Source organism: Streptomyces sp. NPDC058051, assembly GCF_042885475.1.
Classification (GTDB): domain Bacteria; phylum Actinomycetota; class Actinomycetes; order Streptomycetales; family Streptomycetaceae; genus Streptomyces.
On record NZ_JBHVRW010000012.1, the window covers coordinates 135,722 to 154,383 of the forward strand.

At 70.1% G+C, this 18,662-nt stretch carries 16 protein-coding genes; 9 read left to right on the forward strand and 7 right to left on the reverse strand.

The genetic code is table 11. The annotated features are described in order from the left end of the window. Positions 1-51 precede the first annotated feature (51 nt). Positions 52-1,791 (forward strand): Ig-like domain repeat protein, encoded by a 1,740-nt coding sequence (locus ACFVUT_RS20545; protein WP_389651421.1) that lies wholly within the window; start codon positions 52-54, stop codon positions 1,789-1,791. Between the two features lie 48 nt (positions 1,792-1,839). Here ACFVUT_RS20545 and ACFVUT_RS20550 read toward each other — a convergent pair whose 3' ends face one another. Continuing rightward, entirely contained in the window at positions 1,840-2,250 is a 411-nt protein-coding gene (locus tag ACFVUT_RS20550; protein WP_389651424.1) for a hypothetical protein, read from the reverse strand. 228 nt (positions 2,251-2,478) lie between these two features. Then, entirely contained in the window at positions 2,479-3,690 is a 1,212-nt protein-coding gene (locus ACFVUT_RS20555) for a pyridoxal phosphate-dependent aminotransferase (RefSeq protein WP_389651427.1), read from the reverse strand. A gap of 519 nt (positions 3,691-4,209) precedes the next feature. Here ACFVUT_RS20555 and ACFVUT_RS20560 point away from each other — a divergent pair. From ACFVUT_RS20560 to ACFVUT_RS20570, 3 genes are all read left to right on the forward strand, one after another. Continuing rightward, positions 4,210-4,941 carry an SDR family oxidoreductase gene (locus ACFVUT_RS20560; RefSeq protein ID WP_389651430.1) on the forward strand — a complete coding sequence of 244 codons (732 nt, stop codon included), beginning with the start codon at positions 4,210-4,212 and terminating at the stop codon, positions 4,939-4,941. 222 nt (positions 4,942-5,163) lie between these two features. Next, positions 5,164-6,057: a DUF3626 domain-containing protein gene (locus ACFVUT_RS20565; protein ID WP_389651434.1), complete on the forward strand. Its 894-nt coding sequence runs from the start codon at positions 5,164-5,166 to the stop codon at positions 6,055-6,057. Positions 6,058-6,214: 157 nt separating this feature from the next. Continuing rightward, the gene (locus ACFVUT_RS20570; protein WP_389651437.1) at positions 6,215-7,120 is read left to right on the forward strand and encodes a serine protease; all 906 of its coding nucleotides are present in this window, start codon (positions 6,215-6,217) and stop codon (positions 7,118-7,120) included. Between the two features lie 120 nt (positions 7,121-7,240). Here ACFVUT_RS20570 and ACFVUT_RS20575 read toward each other — a convergent pair whose 3' ends face one another. From ACFVUT_RS20575 to ACFVUT_RS20590, 4 genes are all read right to left on the reverse strand, one after another. Next, positions 7,241-7,600 carry a hypothetical protein gene (locus tag ACFVUT_RS20575; protein ID WP_389651440.1) on the reverse strand — a complete coding sequence of 120 codons (360 nt, stop codon included), beginning with the start codon at positions 7,598-7,600 and terminating at the stop codon, positions 7,241-7,243. 121 nt (positions 7,601-7,721) lie between these two features. After that, positions 7,722-8,561, reverse strand: coding sequence for a VanZ family protein (locus ACFVUT_RS20580; RefSeq protein WP_389651443.1), 840 nt, complete (start codon positions 8,559-8,561; stop codon positions 7,722-7,724). 69 nt (positions 8,562-8,630) lie between these two features. Next, positions 8,631-10,259, reverse strand: a complete 1,629-nt coding sequence (locus ACFVUT_RS20585) for an amidohydrolase family protein (protein ID WP_389651447.1) — start codon at positions 10,257-10,259, stop codon at positions 8,631-8,633. 172 nt (positions 10,260-10,431) lie between these two features. Then, entirely contained in the window at positions 10,432-11,718 is a 1,287-nt protein-coding gene (locus tag ACFVUT_RS20590) for an amino acid deaminase (RefSeq protein WP_389651450.1), read from the reverse strand. 279 nt (positions 11,719-11,997) lie between these two features. Here ACFVUT_RS20590 and ACFVUT_RS20595 point away from each other — a divergent pair, with 279 nt between their 5' ends. The 3 genes from ACFVUT_RS20595 (at position 11,998) to ACFVUT_RS20605 (ending at position 14,485) form a co-directional block, all read left to right on the forward strand. After that, on the forward strand, positions 11,998-13,212 hold the full coding sequence (locus tag ACFVUT_RS20595; RefSeq protein WP_389651453.1) for a sugar kinase: 1,215 nt from the start codon (positions 11,998-12,000) through the stop codon (positions 13,210-13,212). A gap of 97 nt (positions 13,213-13,309) precedes the next feature. Beyond that, on the forward strand, positions 13,310-14,068 hold the full coding sequence (locus ACFVUT_RS20600; protein WP_389651456.1) for an IclR family transcriptional regulator: 759 nt from the start codon (positions 13,310-13,312) through the stop codon (positions 14,066-14,068). A 6-nt stretch (positions 14,069-14,074) separates the two neighbouring features. Continuing rightward, positions 14,075-14,485, forward strand: coding sequence for a RidA family protein (locus ACFVUT_RS20605; RefSeq protein ID WP_389651458.1), 411 nt, complete (start codon positions 14,075-14,077; stop codon positions 14,483-14,485). Between the two features lie 77 nt (positions 14,486-14,562). Here the strand turns inward: ACFVUT_RS20605 and ACFVUT_RS20610 are convergent, their stop codons facing one another. Next, the gene (locus tag ACFVUT_RS20610; RefSeq protein WP_389651692.1) at positions 14,563-16,230 is read right to left on the reverse strand and encodes a chitinase; all 1,668 of its coding nucleotides are present in this window, start codon (positions 16,228-16,230) and stop codon (positions 14,563-14,565) included. Positions 16,231-17,004: 774 nt separating this feature from the next. Here ACFVUT_RS20610 and ACFVUT_RS20615 point away from each other — a divergent pair. Together ACFVUT_RS20615 and cpaB are read left to right on the forward strand one after the other, a co-directional pair. Continuing rightward, positions 17,005-17,874: a hypothetical protein gene (locus tag ACFVUT_RS20615; protein WP_389651461.1), complete on the forward strand. Its 870-nt coding sequence runs from the start codon at positions 17,005-17,007 to the stop codon at positions 17,872-17,874. Positions 17,875-17,949: 75 nt separating this feature from the next. Beyond that, positions 17,950-18,657, forward strand: a complete 708-nt coding sequence (gene cpaB, locus ACFVUT_RS20620) for a Flp pilus assembly protein CpaB (protein ID WP_389651463.1) — start codon at positions 17,950-17,952, stop codon at positions 18,655-18,657. Positions 18,658-18,662 lie beyond the last annotated feature (5 nt).

Genomic DNA, 18,662 nt, shown 5'->3' on the forward strand with positions numbered 1-18,662 from the left:
TCACCTCCGGCCGGTCAGCCGGAGGGCCAACCGGGACTGTGGGGGACTCAGTTGAACAAGATCCGGCTCCATGGACGCACTGCGGCGACACTGGCCGCACTGACACTCTCCACCGCGGGACTCACCGCCCTCGCCGCGCCCGCCGCCCAGGCGGCCGACGGTGCCGTGGCCGGCGACATCGTGGCCAAACTGCCGATCTCCTCGTACTCGGCGATGGTCGTCGACTCCGCGCATCAACGGGTCTATCTCACGGACGACCGCAGGGACCGGGTCGCCAACCAGGTCCACGTCTACAACTTCGAGGGCCAGAAGGTCGGTTCGCTGCCGACCGGCACCGCGCCGTCGGGGATGGTCCTCAGCCCGGACAGCCGGACGCTCTACGTCTCGCAGTCCTCGGGCATCCTCGCGTTCGACACCGAGACGCAGGAGCGCACCGGCCTCACCTCCACCGCCTACGACGTGGGCTGCCCGCGCGATCTCGCCTTCGCCGGCGGCAAGGAGTGGCACACCGAGACGCCGTACACCTCGGGCTGCGACACGAACCGGACCCTGCTGTACGGCACGAACGGCACCCAGTCCGTCAACACCGGCTGGAGCGCCGCGGGTCGGCTGCGACTGACGAGCGGTCCCGAGGCCCCCGATCGTGTGATCATGGCGCAGACGCGCAGCACGGGGGAGGTGAACCCGTTCCTCACCACGTTCGACGCGAGCGGCGACACGCTCGTACGTGGACCGGAGCGCCGCTTCGCGGACGCCGAGGGGCAGGGCGGGCTCAACATGAGGGACATCGCCCAGTCCGCCGACGGCCGGCGGATCGCCATAGCCGACGTCGGCTACGGCACACGGCTCCTGGACGCCGCCGATCTGTCCGACGCGCCGACCGCGTACCAGCCGCTGCCCGAAGGCGCGGCGGCGTCCGCGGTCGCCTTCAGCGGCGACGGAAAGTACATCGCACGAGGCGCCGCCGCGAGCGGATCCACGGCCGACCTGCTGGTGCAGCCCGCGGACCCGGCGGACGGCACGCCTCCACTGGAGTTCGCCTTCGAGGGCGCGCTCGACGGAGGCCGGATCGCACCGCGCGGGCTGGGCTGGTCGAAGGACGGGGCGCGCCTCTTCGCCGTCACCACCGACGCGAACGGCGGTGAGTACTGGCTGCATGTCATCCAGCCGCCGGCCGCCCAGTACGACTCCCGCTTCACCGGTGCGCTCTCCACCACGCCCGGGCAGCCCGTCGTGGGTGAACCCCTCGGCATCCGGGGCCGGTTGGGACTGGACGGCCCGGCGCCCACCAAGCCCGTCAAGGTCACGGCGGTCCGTCACGACGCGAACGGCGACCGCGCGTTGGCCGCCGTCGAGGTCGACACCGACGGTTCGTTCACCGTGCTCGACGTCCCGTCGCTGGTCGGCGACGCCACCTACACCGTCTCCTTCACCGGTGACCTCACCCACCGCCCGGCCGAGGACATCGCCCTCTCCGTCGCGGTCGCCAAGGCCCCGACGGCCCTCGCGCTCACGGCCCCCGCGGAGGCGACGAAGAACGCGGGCCTGACGATCACCGGCACCCTGACCGGCCAGGGCCGTGCGCTCCCCGCCGGGATCACCCTCTCCGTCCAGCGCACCGACAAGAAGGGCACCGGAACGCTGACGTCGGCGGCCGTGGCGTCCGACGGCACCTTCACGATCAACGACCTGCCCCGGGCCATCGGTCAGGTGACGTACGAGGTCGGTTACGCGGGCGACGACCTGCACAGCGCGTCGACGGCGTCGGCGACGGTGCGGGTCCGCAACTGAGGAGTGACACCCGGTCCACGCGCCCTGGCGGCCCGTGGACCGGGGCCGTCAGGCAGCGCCGACCAGGTGTGACGGGGCGCCGGGGGCGGTGGCGGCGGTGACCGCCGCCGCGTGGGCGTCCATGCGCTCGGCCGAGAGGATCGCGACGGCCGTGTCGGCGCGGGACGCGGCCACCACCAGCGCGCGGCCGGCGAGGGCGTGAGCCCGGCGGTGCAGTGCGAGTGCGGGCGCGTCGCTCCGGCCGGCGTGCCGGGCGGGCGGGGTGCCGCGCAGCCGGGCCACCTGATCGGCGATGCGGTCGCCCGCCGCACCGAGGCCCAGCTCGTCGGTGACCGCGAGAAGCGCGGCCAGGTGACCGGCGAGCTGGATGTCCAGCTCCTCCTCGCGGGAACGGCGCGGGAAGTCGTCGGTGTGGTCGGCCGGTGTGTGGACCGATTTGCTGCGGATCGGCTCGTACATGGATGGCCTCCTGATGATGCTGTGGAACCATCCTACATTGGATTCAGTCTAAAGTTATCTGCAATCGATCCACGGTTGACCGGCGATGACCAGCGGCCCGCCAAGGCTGCCTGGCCGATGACCGGCGGCCCGCTACGACCGGCCGTCCGGTGCCCGGCGGCTTGCTACGGCTGACCGTCCGGTGCCCGGCGGCTTGCTACGGCCGGCCGGCCGATGACCGGCGGCCCGCTACGGCTGGCCGTATCCGTCCAGGAAGTGCGCGATCCGGGTCACCGCGTCCGTCAGATCCTCCGTCGAGGGCAGCGTCACGACACGGAAGTGATCCGGCTCGGGCCAGTTGAACCCGGTGCCGTGCACCACCATGATCTTTTCGGCCCGCAGCAGGTCAAGGACCATCTGCCGGTCGTCCTTGATCTTGTAGACCTGGGGGTCGAGACGCGGGAAGAGGTACAGCGCCCCCTTCGGCTTCACGCAGGTCACGCCCGGAATCTGGGTCAGCAGGTCGTACGCCGTGTTCCGCTGCTCCAGAATCCGTCCGCCCGGCAGCACCAGATCGTTGATCGACTGCCGCCCGCCGAGTGCGGTCGCCACGGCGTGCTGGGAGGGCATGTTGGCGCAGAGCCGCATGTTGGCGAGGATCGTCAGCCCCTCGATGTACGAGGAGGCGTGCTCCTTCGGACCGCAGACCGCCATCCACCCCGACCGGTACCCGGCCACCCGGTAGTTCTTGGAGAGCCCGTTGAAGGTCAGCACCATCAGGTCGGGCGCGATCGCCGCGGTCGGCGTGTGGGTCGCTCCGTCGTACAGGATCCGGTCGTAGATCTCGTCGGAGCAGACGACCAGGCCGTGGCGCCGGGCGATCTCCGTCAGCCCCCGCAGCATCTCGTCGTCGTATACCGCACCCGTCGGATTGTTCGGGTTGATGATCACGAGCGCCTTGGTGCGGTCGGTGATCTTGCGTTCGATGTCGGCGAGGTCCGGCATCCAGTCGGCCTGCTCGTCGCACCGGTAGTGCACGGCCGTGCCACCGGCCAGCGACACCGAGGCGGTCCACAGCGGATAGTCCGGAGCCGGTACGAGGACCTCGTCGCCGTCGTCGAGCAGCGCCTGCATCGACATCTGGATCAGCTCGGACACCCCGTTGCCCAGGTAGATGTCCTCGACGTCGAGGTCGATGCCCTTGGTCTGGTAGTGCTGCATCACCGCCCGCCGCGCGGACAGCAGCCCCTTCGCATCGCCGTATCCGTGCGCCCCGGAGAGGTTGCGCAGGATGTCTTCGAGGATCTCGGGCGGGCACTCGAACCCGAACGCGGCAGGGTTGCCGGTGTTCAGCTTGAGGATGCGGTGGCCGGCTGCCTCCAGCCGCATCGCCTCCTCCAGCACGGGGCCCCGGATTTCGTAACAGACATTGGCGAGCTTCGTGGACTGGATGACCTGCATGTCTGGGAGCTTACGACTGCGTTACGCGTGCCGCCGGTGCTTCCCGTCCCGGTTGCCCCACCCGGGTCACTCCGGCGCCGCGCCCCGTCTTCCATACCCATGCGCCCGCCCTCCCCGAACCGTGGGAACGCCGGTGCATGACGGGGCAGGGCTTGGAATAGGTCGGAACGGGGACGTGACGGACACGGACGGGTGAGATGCGCCACGCGAGCGGTGACGCGCGCGGGATCCGCTTCCTCGTGAGGTGCTTCGTGGGGTGCTTCGTGAGGTTCTTCCTCGTGACGCCGAGTGTGCGCCGGGCGAGGTGGCGGGCGAGGTGGCGCTGATGTGCGTGCCGGGCGAGCCCGTGCTTACGTTGGTGCATGACGGAACCGGCCCGGTGGAAGGGCCGGCGGGCGCCGTGGCCTGTCCGACCGCGGCGGCGACGCCCCGTCCGCCTTGCGCTGTCAGCGCTCCATTACCCCCAGCGCGCCGTCGGGGCTCCGGAGAGCCACGAACCGGCGCGACGAAAGGTGACCCATGAAGTGCGCAGTATTGGGCGGCACCGGCCGGATCGGGTCGCAGGTCGTGCAGAAGCTCAACGCGGCGGGACACGAGGCCGTGCCGCACTCGCTGTCCACGGGCGTCGACGTCGTCACGGGCCAGGGCCTGGAGGAAGCGCTGGCCGGAGTCGATGTCGTCGTCAACCTGACGAACTCCATGACGTTCGACGACTCCTCCCTGGAGTTCTTCCGGACCTCGATGGACAACATCCTGGCGGCCGGCCGGAAGCACGGGGTGGGGCACGTCGTCGTCCTGTCGATCGTCGGCGCGGACCAGGTGCCCGGCCTCGACTACTACCGGGCCAAGGTCCTCCAGGAGGACATCCTCAAGGCCGGGCCGATCCCCTACTCGATCGTCCGTGCCACCCAGTTCATGGAATTCGTCGACGCGGTCCTGTCCTGGACCACCGACGGCGAGACCGTCCGTCTGCCGGCCACGCCGATCCAGCCGATCGCCGCCCGGGACGTCTCCGACGCCGTCGCCGAAGTGGCCGCCGGTACGCCGCTGAACGGCACCGTCGACGTTGCCGGGCCCGACGTCTTCACCCTCGACGAACTCGGCCGGATCACCCTGAACGCCCACCCCGACGGCCGCACGGTCGTCACCGACGACACCGCCGGCATGTTCGCCGCCGTTCACGGCGACGCCCTCATCGCCAAGGGCGGCGCCCGCATCGCCCCCACGCGCTACAGCGACTGGCTCTCCTGAACGGCGCGGGTCCGGTTGACGGGCGGGTCTGCTTGATGGGCGGGTTCGGTTGACGGGCGGGTCTGCTCGCTGGGCGGGTGTGGTTGACGGACGGGTGCGCGGCTACGCGCACACGAGCGAAATTCCGTGGTCCGGCCGTTCCCCGTGACCGTACGGTCCTGCCATGGACCTGGAGACACGGCACGACCGGCCGGAAAGGCCGGGCTGCGGCAGGTGGACGTCATGACGTCCCTGTCGCCCCGCATGCGGGCCGTGAACCATGTCGCCGCCCGGTCCGCCGGCAGGCCGCTCGACCCCGCTCTGCCCCTGACGCTGAACTTCCATCCCGACCGGACGGCGGGCGAGCGGCCGATCCTGGCCCGGCTGGCCGAGGACGGTGTCTACCGGTCGCAGTTCGTCACCGGCACCAGCAACGGCGGCCTGACCGCGCACCCCGGCGGCGACCGGTGGCGCTGGGAGAGCCGGATCTTCGGAGGGGCCTACGACGACGCACCGGCCGAACAGCGTCCGGTGTACGGCGCGTTGAACTTCCGCCGCAGAGCTGTCGGTGCGGCACCACGGTTCGGGTCCTCATATTTCCGGCTGACCGCGGACGTCCTGCCGCGCGCCACGTTCTGCTACCCCGACAGTGCTGCCGAGCCGACGGACTTCGGGGTCGCGGCCGGCACGCACCTCATCGAGCTGGCCGAAGCCGACGACCAGGACGCGCTCAACGACTACATCGAGGCGCAGATCCACGGCCCTGTCCTCCTCGGCCGCCATGTCGAGGCCCTGGTGCTGGACCCCAGCTACCGGTCCACACCGGTCGAGGAGGCGGCCCGTCGGCTTCCCTGCCGCACGGAGTGGCACGCCGGATTCCGGCTGACCGTCGAGCAGTTGCGCCGTCACCCCGGCTACCGGGGTGAGGAGTTCGTGGATCTCGGGGCCGAGATCGCACAGGACGGCAGGCTCGACCCCCGCATCATCGGGGACGCCGTCCGCACCGGCCGGTACGCGCCGCAGTCGCTCAAGATGGTCTGGCACTGCCTCGCCCGCTTCGGCGCCCCGCCGGACCCGACCCGACCGCTCCGGGCACAGGATGCCGGGTCCGCCGGGGAGGCCCGGTCGGAGGCGTGACCGGGCGGTCCGGCACCTGGTGGTCCGCGACACGGCGGCTTGAAACCAACCCTTGTGGGGGCCCCTCGCGTGCGCCAACATGCGCATGTCAAACCGAAGGAATTTCGGTCGCAGGGGCCGCACGGGCCCTGCGCAGGTCACCAGAGGGGACCCCCACATGAAGAAGCCTCTCGTCGGCGCACTGTTCACCGTCGTGCTGCTCGGGGCGGGAATCGCACCCGCAACCGCGGCCGCCGGCCACGACGCGGCAGCGCCGAGCACGGCGGCGTCCAGCACGGTCGAATCCGGCACGGCAGCGTCCGGCACGGTCACGGCGGATCTCAGGGCCAAAGCCGTCAACTTCGCCGGGACTGTCGCACTCAGCAACTGTTCCGGCTCCGTCGTCCGCACCCCCGACTCGCAACCCTCCGACCCCGCGCTCGTGCTCTCCAACGGGCACTGCATGGAGACCGGGTTCCCGGGCCCCGGCGAGGTCGTGTTCGATCAGCCGTCCACCCGCAGCTTCACCCTGCTGAACGCCGCCGGCAGCGGTGTCGGCACCCTGAGGGCGAGCAAGATCGCGTACGGGACGATGACCGACACCGACATATCGGTGTACCAACTCACCCGCACCTACGCCCAGATCGAGAGCACCTACGGCATCACGGCGCTGGAGCTCGACACCGCGCACCCGGTCCAGGGCACCGCGATCACCGTCGTCTCCGGCTACTGGAAGCGCACGTACGCCTGCAACGTGGACGGCTTCGTCTACCGGCTCAAGGAGGGTGAGTGGACCTGGAAGGACTCGGTCCGCTACACCTCCGCCTGCCAGACCATCGGGGGGACGTCCGGCTCGCCGGTGATCGACAACACCACCGGCAAGGTCGTCGCCGTCAACAACACCGGCAACGAGGACGGGCAGCAGTGCACGGACAACAACCCGTGCGAGGTCGACGAGAGCGGCAACGTGACGGTGCGCGAGGGCATCAACTACGCCCAGGAGACCTACGGCATCGTGCCGTGCATCGGTGCCGGCAGCGCGTTCGACCTCGACCGGCCGGGATGTGCCCTGCCCAAGCCGTGAGTCCGTGAACGCCTTCGCCGCCGCGGTGCCGACCGGATGTCGCGGCGGCGAAGCTTCCGTTCCGTTCCTTTCCGGCGCCGCGTGCGGCGTCGCGTGCGGCGCTCGGTTCCCGCTAGGACGTCAGCACTCGCGCAGGCCGGGAGCGGGGTCCTGCCCGGTTTTCAGGGAGACGGCGGGGACGTTGCCCCATACGCCGTTGTCGAGCTGCGTCCAGTACCAGATGTCGTTCTGACCCTGGTGGGGATCGCCGTGGCCCCAGCACACGAACCAGTTGAACCCGGTCGTGAGCGTGCCGCGCGTCGCCGAGCGGTAGGAGCGGTCCGCGTACCCCTTCGCTCCGACGGCATTGCCGCAGTACAGCCTGCCGTCGGAGCGGACCCCGCACTCGGCGGCGTGTGCGGTGGTGGCTGGAACGGAGAGTGCGAGCAGGGCGGTCGCAGCGAAGGCGCCCAGCGCCGTGGCCATGTGTCGAGTGTTCATGACCGCACTCAACGAACCTATCGGTGCAAAGTCACGTATATCGAGTCCATATGCTGCGGCGTTCAGATCCGGCTGGCCGGCCTCGCCCGGTGAGATCTCGATGAGACGAACGGGCCGGTCGTCAGTCTTCGGTGCGACCGGCGAGTCTTCGCAGGGACGCGACTGCGGACTGCAGGACGGTCTTCTTCGACGTCCGTCCGGTGGCCCCGCTCTTGGTCCGGGAGGCGGCAACGGGCTTGCGCGTGGACTTGGGTGTGGGTTTGGTGGTGCGTTTGGCGGCGGGCTTGGGTGTGGGTTTGGCGGCGGTCCTGGGTGTGCGTTTGGCGGTGGGCTTGGACGTGGGCTTGGACGTGGGCTTGGACGTGGGCTTGGACGTGGGCTTGGTCGTGCGTTTGGCGGCGGGTTTCGGCGTGGGTTTGGTGGTGCGTTTGCGGGGCGAGGCGGGTGCCGGATCCCGGTCGGCCCCGGCCGTGTCGTCGCCGAGCGTGTGATAGCGGTGGCTGATCCTGCGGCCCAGCAACAGATATCCGAGCAGTGCACCGCTCGTATTGAGGATCACGTCGTCCACGTCGAAGGCCCGCCCTGTGACCAGCGCCCCCTGTATGAGTTCGACCAGGGCCATCACCGCGGCGGTCAGGAAGATCACGCGCAGCATGCGCAGCCGACGGGGCACCAGGATCGGCAGCAGAACACCGAACGGCACACCGAGCAGGAGATTTCCGCCCGCTTGTTTGCACGCGCCGAGGAAGGTGTAGTCCTCGGCGTACTGGCGCAGCGAGTGGCCCGGCCGCAGGTTGGACCGGACGAGGTCCTCGGAGGCCGGTGACGGTGTGAGCGTCACCTTCGCCAGGGCGATCGAGAAGCCCGCGAGGGCCGCCACGGTCACGACGAGCGCACCTGTCCGCAGCAGAACGATCGCCCACGATCTGCCGCGCTCATCACGTTCCACATCTGCTGACATGGCGATCGGATGCCCTGCCGGGCCATGGTCACACCCGCCGCCATCCGGCCCGGTCCCGTCCGAGAGGCCCTACCCGCGGCCCGTGCCCCGTACGGTTCGGCCCGCCAGCACCTGGGTCCGGCGGCCGTCCTCGATGACGAAGCGGCCGTCGATCAGCACGTGCGGGATGCCGACGGGCAGCGTGCGCGGTTCCTCGAACGTCGAGCCCGCCGCCACCGTCGCCGGGTCGAAGAGGACCAGGTCGGCGCGGTAGCCCTCGCGGACGTACCCCCGGTCGGTCAGGCGCAGCCGTCTCGCCGGGCGGGAGGTGAGGTGAGCGACGCACTCCTCCAGCGAGAGGACGCCCAACTCCCGTACGTACCGGCCGAGATACTGCGGGAACGTGCCGTAGGCGCGAGGGTGCGGCTTGTCGCCCTGGAGGATGCCGTCGCTGCCGCCGGTGTGCACCCGGTGGCGCATGATCCGCTGGACGTTCTCCTCGTGGCCCACGTGCTGGAGGATCGTGGTGCCGAGCCGGTCCTCGATCAGCAGCCGGCGTGCGGTCACCCACGGGGCCTCGCCGCGCAGCCGGGCGGACTCGGCCACCGTGCGGCCGACGTGGTCGGCGAGGCCGGGCGCGCCGACGCCCGAGATCTCGATCGTGTCCCATTCGATCGGCACACCGTGGCAGCCGTCCGAGCCCAGCACCTCCAGGTGGTGCCGGATCCGTTCGGCCGTCGTGCCGTCCGCCAGGCGCGTGAGGACGGATTCCGGTCCGCCCTCGCCCGCCCAGCTCGGCAGCATCGCGACGAGGGTGGTGCAGCCGGGCGTGTACGGGTAGGTGTCCAGTGAGATGTCGGCGCCCGCGTCGAGGGCGTCGTCGAGCAGAGCGAGAAGGTCCGGCGCCCTGCCCTTGTTCACACCGAAGTTCATGGTGGCGTGGGCGAGATGGAGGGCGCAGCCCGCGTTCCTGGTGAGCCGCACCATCTCCGCGTACGCGTCGAGCGCACCCGCCCCGTACGAGCGGTGGTGCGGGCAGTAGTAGCCGTCGTACCCGGCCACCACCCGGCACAGCTCGGTGAGTTCGGCGTCGTCCGCGTACATGCCGGGCGTGTACGTGAGACCGGAGGACATGCCGACCGCGCCGTCCGCCATGCCCCGGGCGACGAGTTCCTTCATCCGGGTCAGTTCGGCGTCGGTGGCCGGGCGGTCCTCCCAGCCCACCGCGTACATCCGGACGGTGCCCTGCGGGACGAGGTAGGCGGCGTTGACCGCGATGCCCTGCCCGCCGAAGGCGCCGTCCAGACGGTCCAGGTACGCGCCGACCGTGCGCCAGTCGAAGTCGATGCCCGTGTCCTCGGGCGCGCCGCCGTTCCAGCCGGAGATGGCGCGGCGTACCTCGGTGAGGGTCCGGTCGTCGACCGGCGCGTACGACAGGCCGTCCTGGCCGAGGACTTCGAGCGTGACGCCCTGCGCGGCCTTCGCGCTGTGGTCCGGGTCGCGGAGCAGCGCGAGATCGCTGTGCGCGTGCATGTCGACGAAGCCGGGGGAGAGGGCGAGCCCGTCGGCGTCGAGGGTGCGGCGGGCGGTGGGGCGCGGGCCGGGAGCGTGCTCGGGGTGTATCTCGACGATCCGGCCGTCACCGATGGCCACGTCGGCACGGCGGGCCGGGGTGCCCGTGCCGTCGACGACCTGTGCGTTGCGGATCACCAGATCCATGGGGCTTGCCTTTCGAGGGGTGTCCGGAACGGTTTCCGCGACGGGCAGACGGCTTCCGCGCCGGTCACACGGTTTCCGCGCCGGTCACACGGTTTCCGCGACGGGCAGACGGCTTCCGCGACTCCATGACGGGCAGACGGCTTCCGCGACGGGCAGACGGCTTCCGCGACGGTCAGAAGAACGTGCGGATGTAGTCCGTGACCGTGCCGTCCGCCTCCACCAGCGGAATCAGCTGCCACTTGTCGAAGCTGGTGCACGGGTGCGACAGGCCCATTCCCACCCAGTCACCCACCTCCAGCTCCGCGCCCGGTTCCGTACGCACCCAGGCGTGCTGGTCCGACAGGCGCTCGACCGCCAGCCCCTGCGCGGGGCGGACCGTGCCGTCCCGGCCGGACCGGACGACCTGCGCCTGCGGGAGGTCGAGGTCGTACGCCGCGTCCCGCTTGCCCGCGTTGAGGAACGCCTGTTCGGGGGAGGGCCGGGAGACGACCTGGGCCCAGAGCCGGAAGGCGGGGTGCAGGGCTCCTTCCTGAGGGACGCGGTTGAACGGGGTGATGCGGCGGTAGTGGACGTCGTCGTGCGAGACGTACGCCCCCGAGCGCAGCAGCTTGAGCACCGGAGCGGAGAGCTCCGGGATGTCCGCGAACACGTCCGCCACCGCGTCGAACCACGCGCTGCCGCCCGCGCTGATCACGATCCCGTCGTCCCCCGCCGCCGCGAACCGGCCCGCCCGGTCGAAGCCGGCGGCCAGCGCGACGAGTCGGCGCAGCCACTCCCGCACCCGCTCGCCGGACGCGTCCGGCACCTCGCCCTCGTAACCGGCCACGCCCACCAGCCGCAGCGTCGGGGCCGCGGCCACCGCGTCGGCGACCGCCGCACAGTCGCCCTCGGTACGGGCACCGGTACGCGCACCCTCGCCGGCGCCCAGTTCCACGACGACGTCCACGGGGCGGGAGGCGTCCGCCGCCCGCAGCGCCTCGTCCATCAGCTCCACGCCGCGCACCGAGTCGACGTAGCAGACGAATCGGAACTCCGGGTCGTGCTCCAGCTCACCGGCCAGCCAGCGCAGGGCCGCGGCGTCGACGAGTTCGTTGGCGAGGAAGATCCGTCGGATTCCGTATGCCCGGTAGACCCGCGCCTGGTGCGGCACGGCCGCGGTGATGCCCCAGGCGCCGTGCTCCAGCTGCCGGTCGAAGAGCTGCGGGGACATGGACGTCTTGCCGTGCGGGGCGAAGGCGAGCCCATGGCGCTCGGCGTACGTCTGCAGCAGGACGAGATTGTGCGCGACCGAATCGGCGGACAGGGCGAGCACCGGGGTGGTGAAGCCGCCCGTGAAGAGATTGCGCCGCTCGGCGGCGAGGGCGCCGACGGTCAGGCCCTCCGCGTCGGGCGGGAGCGCCTTGAAGCGGTGGTCGACCAGCTCGTCGGCAAGTCCGGCCACAGGACGGTCGGCGGCCAAGGGAGCCTCCTCGATCGAAGTCGTTGTTGCATGACTTGCAACGGGCGTTGCGCATATCGCTCAATGCTGTCTAACATCCGAGCCGACACCCGGTCAACGCCGAACGTCGGCAGCGGGCGCCGACGTGCAGGGACCACTGCCCCGCAGCATCCGCCTCATCATCCGCGGTATCTGTCTCATCCGCCGCGACCGCTGTCTCACCGAATCCGACATGTCACCGAATCCGACGCAGCACCGAATCCGACGTATTGCCGAACCGCCGACCCGCGAGGAGCCCGAGTGTCCGGAACCCCGGCCAGGACCGCCGACGCCGTCACGGCCGCCGAAGTCGTGTGCCTCGGCGAGTCCATGGTGACGTTCCTGCCGTCGCAGCCCGGACGCCTCGCCGACGTACCCTCCTTCAGCCGCGGGATCGGCGGCGCCGAGTCCAACGTCGCGTGCGCGCTCGCCGCCGCCGGGCACCGCGCGGCCTGGGTCAGCAGGGTCGGCGCGGACGGGTTCGGCGACCACCTCCTGGAGGCGATCTCCGCGTACGGGGTCGACACGTCCGCCGTGCGGCGCGATCCGGCGCGGCCCACCGGTGTCTACTTCCGCACGGCGACGGACCGGGCCACCGACGTGCACGAGGTCGCGTACTACCGGGCCGGGTCCGCCGCCTCCGCGATGTCCCCGGAGAACGTCCCGTACGAGGAGCTGTTCGCGGGCCGCGTCCTGCATCTGTCCGGGATCACGGCCGCGCTCTCCGCCGACTGCCTCGCCCTGCTCGACGACCTGACCGCACCGCGCGCCGACCGTCCGCTGATCTCCTTCGACGTCAATCACCGGCCGGGCCTGTGGCGCGACGCCGACACCGCCCCCGGCGTGCTCCTGCACCTGGCCCGCCGCGCCGACCTCGTCTTCGTCGGCGAGGACGAGGCGGAGGAGGTCTGGGGAGTGAAGGGCGCCGAGGCGATCCGTGCGGCGCTTCCGGAGCCGGGCGTCCTGGTCGTGAAGCGCGGGTCCGAGGGGGCGACGGTGTTCTCGAAGCGCTGCCCTCCGACCGAACGAGAGACCCGGACCGGTCAAGGAGCCCGGACCGGTCAAGGAGCCCGGACCGGTCGAGGGGCCCGGACCGGTCAGGAAGCCACGACCGACGGAGAGGCCCGAACCGACGCAGAGGCCCCGATCGATGCGGGAGCCCCGCTCTCCCCTTCGGAGACTGACCACGTCACCGTCGTGCCCGCCCTCCGCGTCGATGTCGTCGCCCCCGTCGGAGCCGGAGACGCCTTCGCCGCCGGGTTCCTCTCCGCCACCCTCCGCGACCTCCCCGTACGCGACCGCGTCCGCCACGGACATCTCATGGCCGCCGCCGTCCTCACCGTCCCCGGCGATCTCACCGCCCCCGCGGCCCGCGCGCACGCCGACGCCCTTGCCGCACTGGACGACGACGCCTGGGGGAGACTTCGTCTCGGCCCCGGGTGGACGGGGGACGACCAGGAGGTAGGCACGACGTGAGCGAGCGCAGTGGGCGGACGGACAAGAGGGGCCTCCCGGGTGAGGACCGGGCCGAGGTTCGGGCCAAGGTTCGGGCCGAGGACAGCGAGGCACGGGCATGAGCCAGACCGTCGACCGGGCGCTGAGCATCCTGCCGCTGCTCGCCCAGGGGCCCGCCGACCTCGGGCAGGTCGCCGAGCGGCTCGGCGTCCACAAGTCGACCGCGCTGCGCCTGCTCCGCACGCTCCACGAGCACGGACTCGTCTACCGCCAGCAGGACCAGCGTTACCGCCTCGGCGCCCGTCTCTTCGCCCTCGCGCAGGAGGCCGTCGAGAACCTCGACGTACGGGAGATCGCCCATCCCCACCTCGTCGAACTCAACGAGAACTGCGGCCACACCGTGCATCTCGCCGTGTACGAGGAGAACGAGGTCCTCTACATCGACAAGGTCGAGAGCCGCTACCCGGTCAGGATGTACTCGCGCATCGGCAAGCCCGTCGCGATCACCGTCGCCGCCGTGGCGAAACTGCTCCTCGCCGACCTCACCGAACCCGAGCGGCGCGCCATCGCCGAGAGGCTCGACTACCCCATGTACACGCCTCGTTCGATCCCGAACGCCGGTGCCTTCCTCAAGGAGCTCGCCGTCGTCCGCGAACAGGGCTGGGCCACCGACCTCGGTGGCCACGAGGAGTCCATCAACTGCGTCGGCGCCCCCATCCGGGGCGCGGACGGGCGGGTCGTCGCCGCGATGTCGGTCTCCGCACCCAATGTCGTGGTCACGGCCGAGGAACTCCTCACCCTGCTCCCCCTGGTACGCCGCACCGCCGACGCCATCAGCCGGGAGTACTCCGGCACCAACCAACCCGAGAAAGCCTGAACAGCCATGACCGAGAAGACCGCCCTCACCCCGAGCACCCACACCACGCCGCCCGCGAAGTTCTCGCACGGCGTGAGGAAGGGGAACATCCTCCAGGTGGCCGGCCAGGTCGGCTTCCTCCCCGCCGTCGAGGGCCAGGCCCCGATCCCCGCCGGTCCGACGCTGCGCGAACAGACCCTCCAGACCTTCGCCAACGTCAAGGCGATCCTGGAGGAGGGCGGCGCGAGCTGGGACGACGTGATGATGATGCGCGTCTACCTCACGGACGTGGACCACTTCGCCGAGATGAACGAGATCTACAACACCTACTTCGCCGAGCAGAACCTCAAGGCCGCGCCCGCCGCCCGTACGACGGTCTACGTCGGCCTTCCCAAGGGCCTGCTCATCGAGATCGACGCGCTCGCGGTCCTCGACTGACCCGCCTGCCGCACCCGCTCACGCAGCAGCGCCGCCGGGGGAGCGGCGGCGCTGCTGGTCACTGGTGCCCGACGGGGTTACGGAAGGCCGTGGACGTGCGGGGCCACCGCGTTCGACCAGGCGTTGCCCGCCGTGGCGTCCCAGTTGGTCGACCAGGTCATCGCGCCGCGGAGACCCGGGTAGGTCTTCGCGGGCTTGAAGGTGCCGCAGTTGGTGCCGGAGGCCAGGCAGTCCAGGGCGGCGTTCACGACCGAGGGGGCCACATAGCCGCTGCCCGCGCCCCTCGTGGAGGCGGGCACACCGAGACCGACCTGGGACGGGTCGAGGCCGCCCTCCAACTGGATGCAGGCGAGCGCGGTGAGGAAGTCCACCGAGCCCTGCGAGTAGACCTTGCCGTCGCAGCCGAGCATCGAACCGCTGTTGTAGTACTGCATGTTGACGACGGTCAGGATGTCCTTGATGTTGAGCGCCGTCTTGAAGTACTCACCCGAGGTGGACTGCATGTCGATGGTCTGCGGCGCCATCGTGATGACGAGGCCGGAGCCCGCCTTCTGCGACAGCGAGCGCAGCGCCTTCGTCATGTACGTGGAGTTGAGGCCGTTCTCCAGGTCGATGTCGACGCCGTTGAAGCCGTACTCCTGGATGAGCGAGTAGACCGAGTCCGCGAAGTTGGCCGCGGAGGCGTCGCTGTTGACCGAGACGGACCCCTTCTCGCCGCCGACCGAGATGATGACGTTCTTCCCGGCCGCCTGCTTCGTCTTGATGTCGGCCTTGAACTGGTCGACGGTGTAGCCGTTCAGGCCCGCCGTGTCCAGGTTGAAGGTGACCGCGCCCGGTGTGGTCGTGGCGTCGGCGAAGGAGACCGCGATGATGTCGTAGTTCGCCGGTACGTCGCTGAGCTTCTGCACGGTCGCGCCGTTGTTGAAGTTCTGCCAGTAGCCGGTCACCGCGTGCTTGGGCACGGTGGTCCCCGGGTTGGTGCCGCCCCCGCCGGACTGGGCCGTACGCCCGCTGACCGTGGCGGACTTGACGGACTCGCCGGCGGCGTTGGTGGCGGTCACGGCGAACTGGTACGCCGTGTCGGCGGTCAGGCCGGTGACCGTGGCGGAGGTCCCGGTGGCCGTGGTGGTCTTCGTGCCGTCCTTGTAGACGGTGTAACCGGTCGCGCCGGACACCGCGTTCCAGGACAGGGCGATAGAGGAGGACGTGGTCGCGCCGACGGTGAGACCGGCGGGCGACGCGGGGATCTCCGGCGTGGGGTCGGTGCCCCCACCGCCGTCGGGGCCGCTGACCGAGATGTCGTCCGCGTAGTAGGCGGCCTGCCCGTACCAGCCATGTGTGTACACCGTGACCGAGGTGGTGCTCGGGCCGGTGGTGAAGCTGGTGGTGAGCTGTTTCCAACTGCTGGAGTCGGGGGTCCAGGTCGACACGTCGGTGGTTCCGGTGCCGCTCGCGCCGAGGTACGCGTATCCGCCCTGCACCCAGGAGCTGAGCGTGTACGTCGAGCCGGGCTTCACGGCCACGACCTGGGTGCACTGGGCGTTGTCCTGGCCGCTCGGGGTGGCCTTGAGAGCGGCGGTGCCCCCGTGCACGGGAGAGGAGACGGTGGTGCCGCTGCCGCCGGAACAGGTCCAGTTGGCGAGCCCGGACTCGAAGCCCGCGTTCTTCGCGACGTTCACATCGGCGGCCTCGGCGTTGCTGACGAGACCGGTGACGGTCAGCGCGCCGGCCGCGACGACGGCCATGGCCGCACCGAGAACCGGCCGGGTGCCGTGCCTTCGGATTCTGCGGCCGTTGACGGGGGAAGGTTCCACTTGCTGCCTCCGTGGGGGAGTTGGGGTGTCCGACGGGGGTACCAGGGGGGAGCCGGTGGGGTCGACCGGCGGTACTCCGGGCTGTCCGGGGGGTGACGCGGAGCTGAAGAGGGTGCGGAGTTGGAAGACGGTGGCCACCGCTGGCCGATAAACTGGTCCAGACCAATCAAGTTGTCAAGACCTCTGGCGATGACGGCCGCGTCGGCCGTGCCCGCCGGGACGCCCCGCGACCACCCCGCCGCACCCCCGCCGAGCCGTCGCGGTCACCTCCGCGGGGGTTCCGGAACGGCCCTGACCCCTTCATCAATTGACTTTTTGTTGACCTCGCGTGACCTCGTCCGGGTGACGCTGCCCAGATGCCCGGACAGTGACGACCCAGCTGCCGTCCGGGGCCGCGCGTCAGGTTCCGCATCCGGCCTGACGTGCGGAGATGAATTCCGGGCCACAGGTAATCGGAAGGTGGATTCGTAACACTCCGCAGTGGTACAGGGGTTGACGATTTTCGTTTTGATCCGTTTTAGCCGGGAGGCGTTGTGCAAGCGAGTCGCATACGTTGTCGTACTGACCTCCGAAAAGTGTTCTCTGCCAGGTACGACGTGGATAAAGTGCTGAAGCAGAACCGCGGAGCAGAGCGATTGCGGCCGACGTCATGACCGTCGTTCGGCCGGAGCCGAAACGGGGAACAGCGTGCCGACCGCAATAGCAGTGACCAGTGCTGATCTGGTACTACCTCCGACCGATCAGCAGACACCCACAGCCGCCCTGTTGCAGGCTCCCGACGCCCAGGCGCTGGAGATGGCCATAGGCGACATGCACGTGCTGCTCGAACAGCACGGGTACGTCGTCGCCGTCTACCCGACCGGCATCGCGCCCGCCCACGAACGCCGGCTCTACTCGGTGCGATCCGTTCTGGAGAGCGACCGCATCGCCCTGCTCAAGGTGGACCTCCCCCCCTTGGGCATCGCCGTACTCGTCCGGCAGCTCCGCCAGTTGTCCATCTGCGACTTCAGCCCCGGTGTGGTTGCCTCCGCCGCCCGACTGCTGTCGCACTACATCCACGCGGGTGCCCTCCTGCACTCCGTCACCAGGTTCGACCGGGTTCCGGTCGACCTCAGGACGCACGCCAAGTCCTGGGTGCCGGGATCCCAGTTCGCCGTGGTCGCGGGACCGAACCCGCAACTCGTCAAGATCGGGCCGAAGGCGGACCTGCCCACCGGCCCGGAATTCGCCACGCATCTCATGGTCGCCAAGGGCCAGTCGCAGTCCGAGTGGGTGAAGCAGACCCTCGCGCCCGCGTGGCAGGTCCAGTCCATTAACGAGGCAGCGCTCCCCTCCGATTCCTCGGCCTGGTGGGGAACCGGAAAGCTGGTGGAATTCGCTGCCTATCTGCCAGACATCTCCCTCCTGTACCAGTTGGTGGCCTCCGTGCGACGGGAGAACTGCCACTGGTGTGGAATGGAGCTCATCGGTGACCTCTGCGGGTTCTGCTCCTCCCCGCTACCCGCGGCCGAGAACCGAATGCACACTGCTGCCGGTGTCCTCAGCCATGGAGCGCTCGCACCACCGCAGTCCTAGCGCTTCCGCTTTCCTCCGTAGACGCCCTCCTGTCCGTTCCCCCACGCATCCGAATCGAACGAGGTTGTCCGGCCCATGAACTCCCGCCAGCGCCGCGGCGTGATACTCCTGCTTTTGTCGGTTCTGTGCGCCTTTGGCGCCTTCGCCGGCGTGCTTTCGGTGATCAGCGACGTCAACTCCAAGGTCGGCCCCGAAGTCTCGGCCTACCAACTGAAGTCCGACGTGGCGCCCTACACAGCCCTGTCTTCCGGCCAGTTCGAGAAGATCTCGATGCCGAAGCGCTGGCTCTCCACCAACGCGGTGACCGACCTCTCCGACGTGAACGGCAAGATCGCCGTCACCCAGCTGCGCAAGGGCTCGCTGCTCCAGTCCGACATGATGCAGAAGCGCCCCGAACTCCAGCCCGGGGAACAGGAGATCGCCATCATGATCGACGCCGCGACCGGCGTCGCAGGCAAGATCACCCCCGGTGCCACGGTCAACATCTACGCCACCTTCGCCGGTGAGCGCGACGGCGAACCCTCCCAGTCGAAGGTCATCGTCTCCAACGCCAAGGTGCTGGACGTCGGCAAGCTGACCGCCCTGGAACCGAACCGGGACGGCAAGTCCAACATGGGCACCGAGGCCGTGCCGATCACCTTCGCGCTCAACACGCTCGACACCCAGCGCATCGCCTACGCCGAGTCCTTCGCGGAGCACGTACGCCTCGCGCTCCTGGCCTCCGGCAGCGACAGCACCATCCGCCCGGGCGACCGCTCCTACACGCTCGACAAGGACAAGTGAGGATC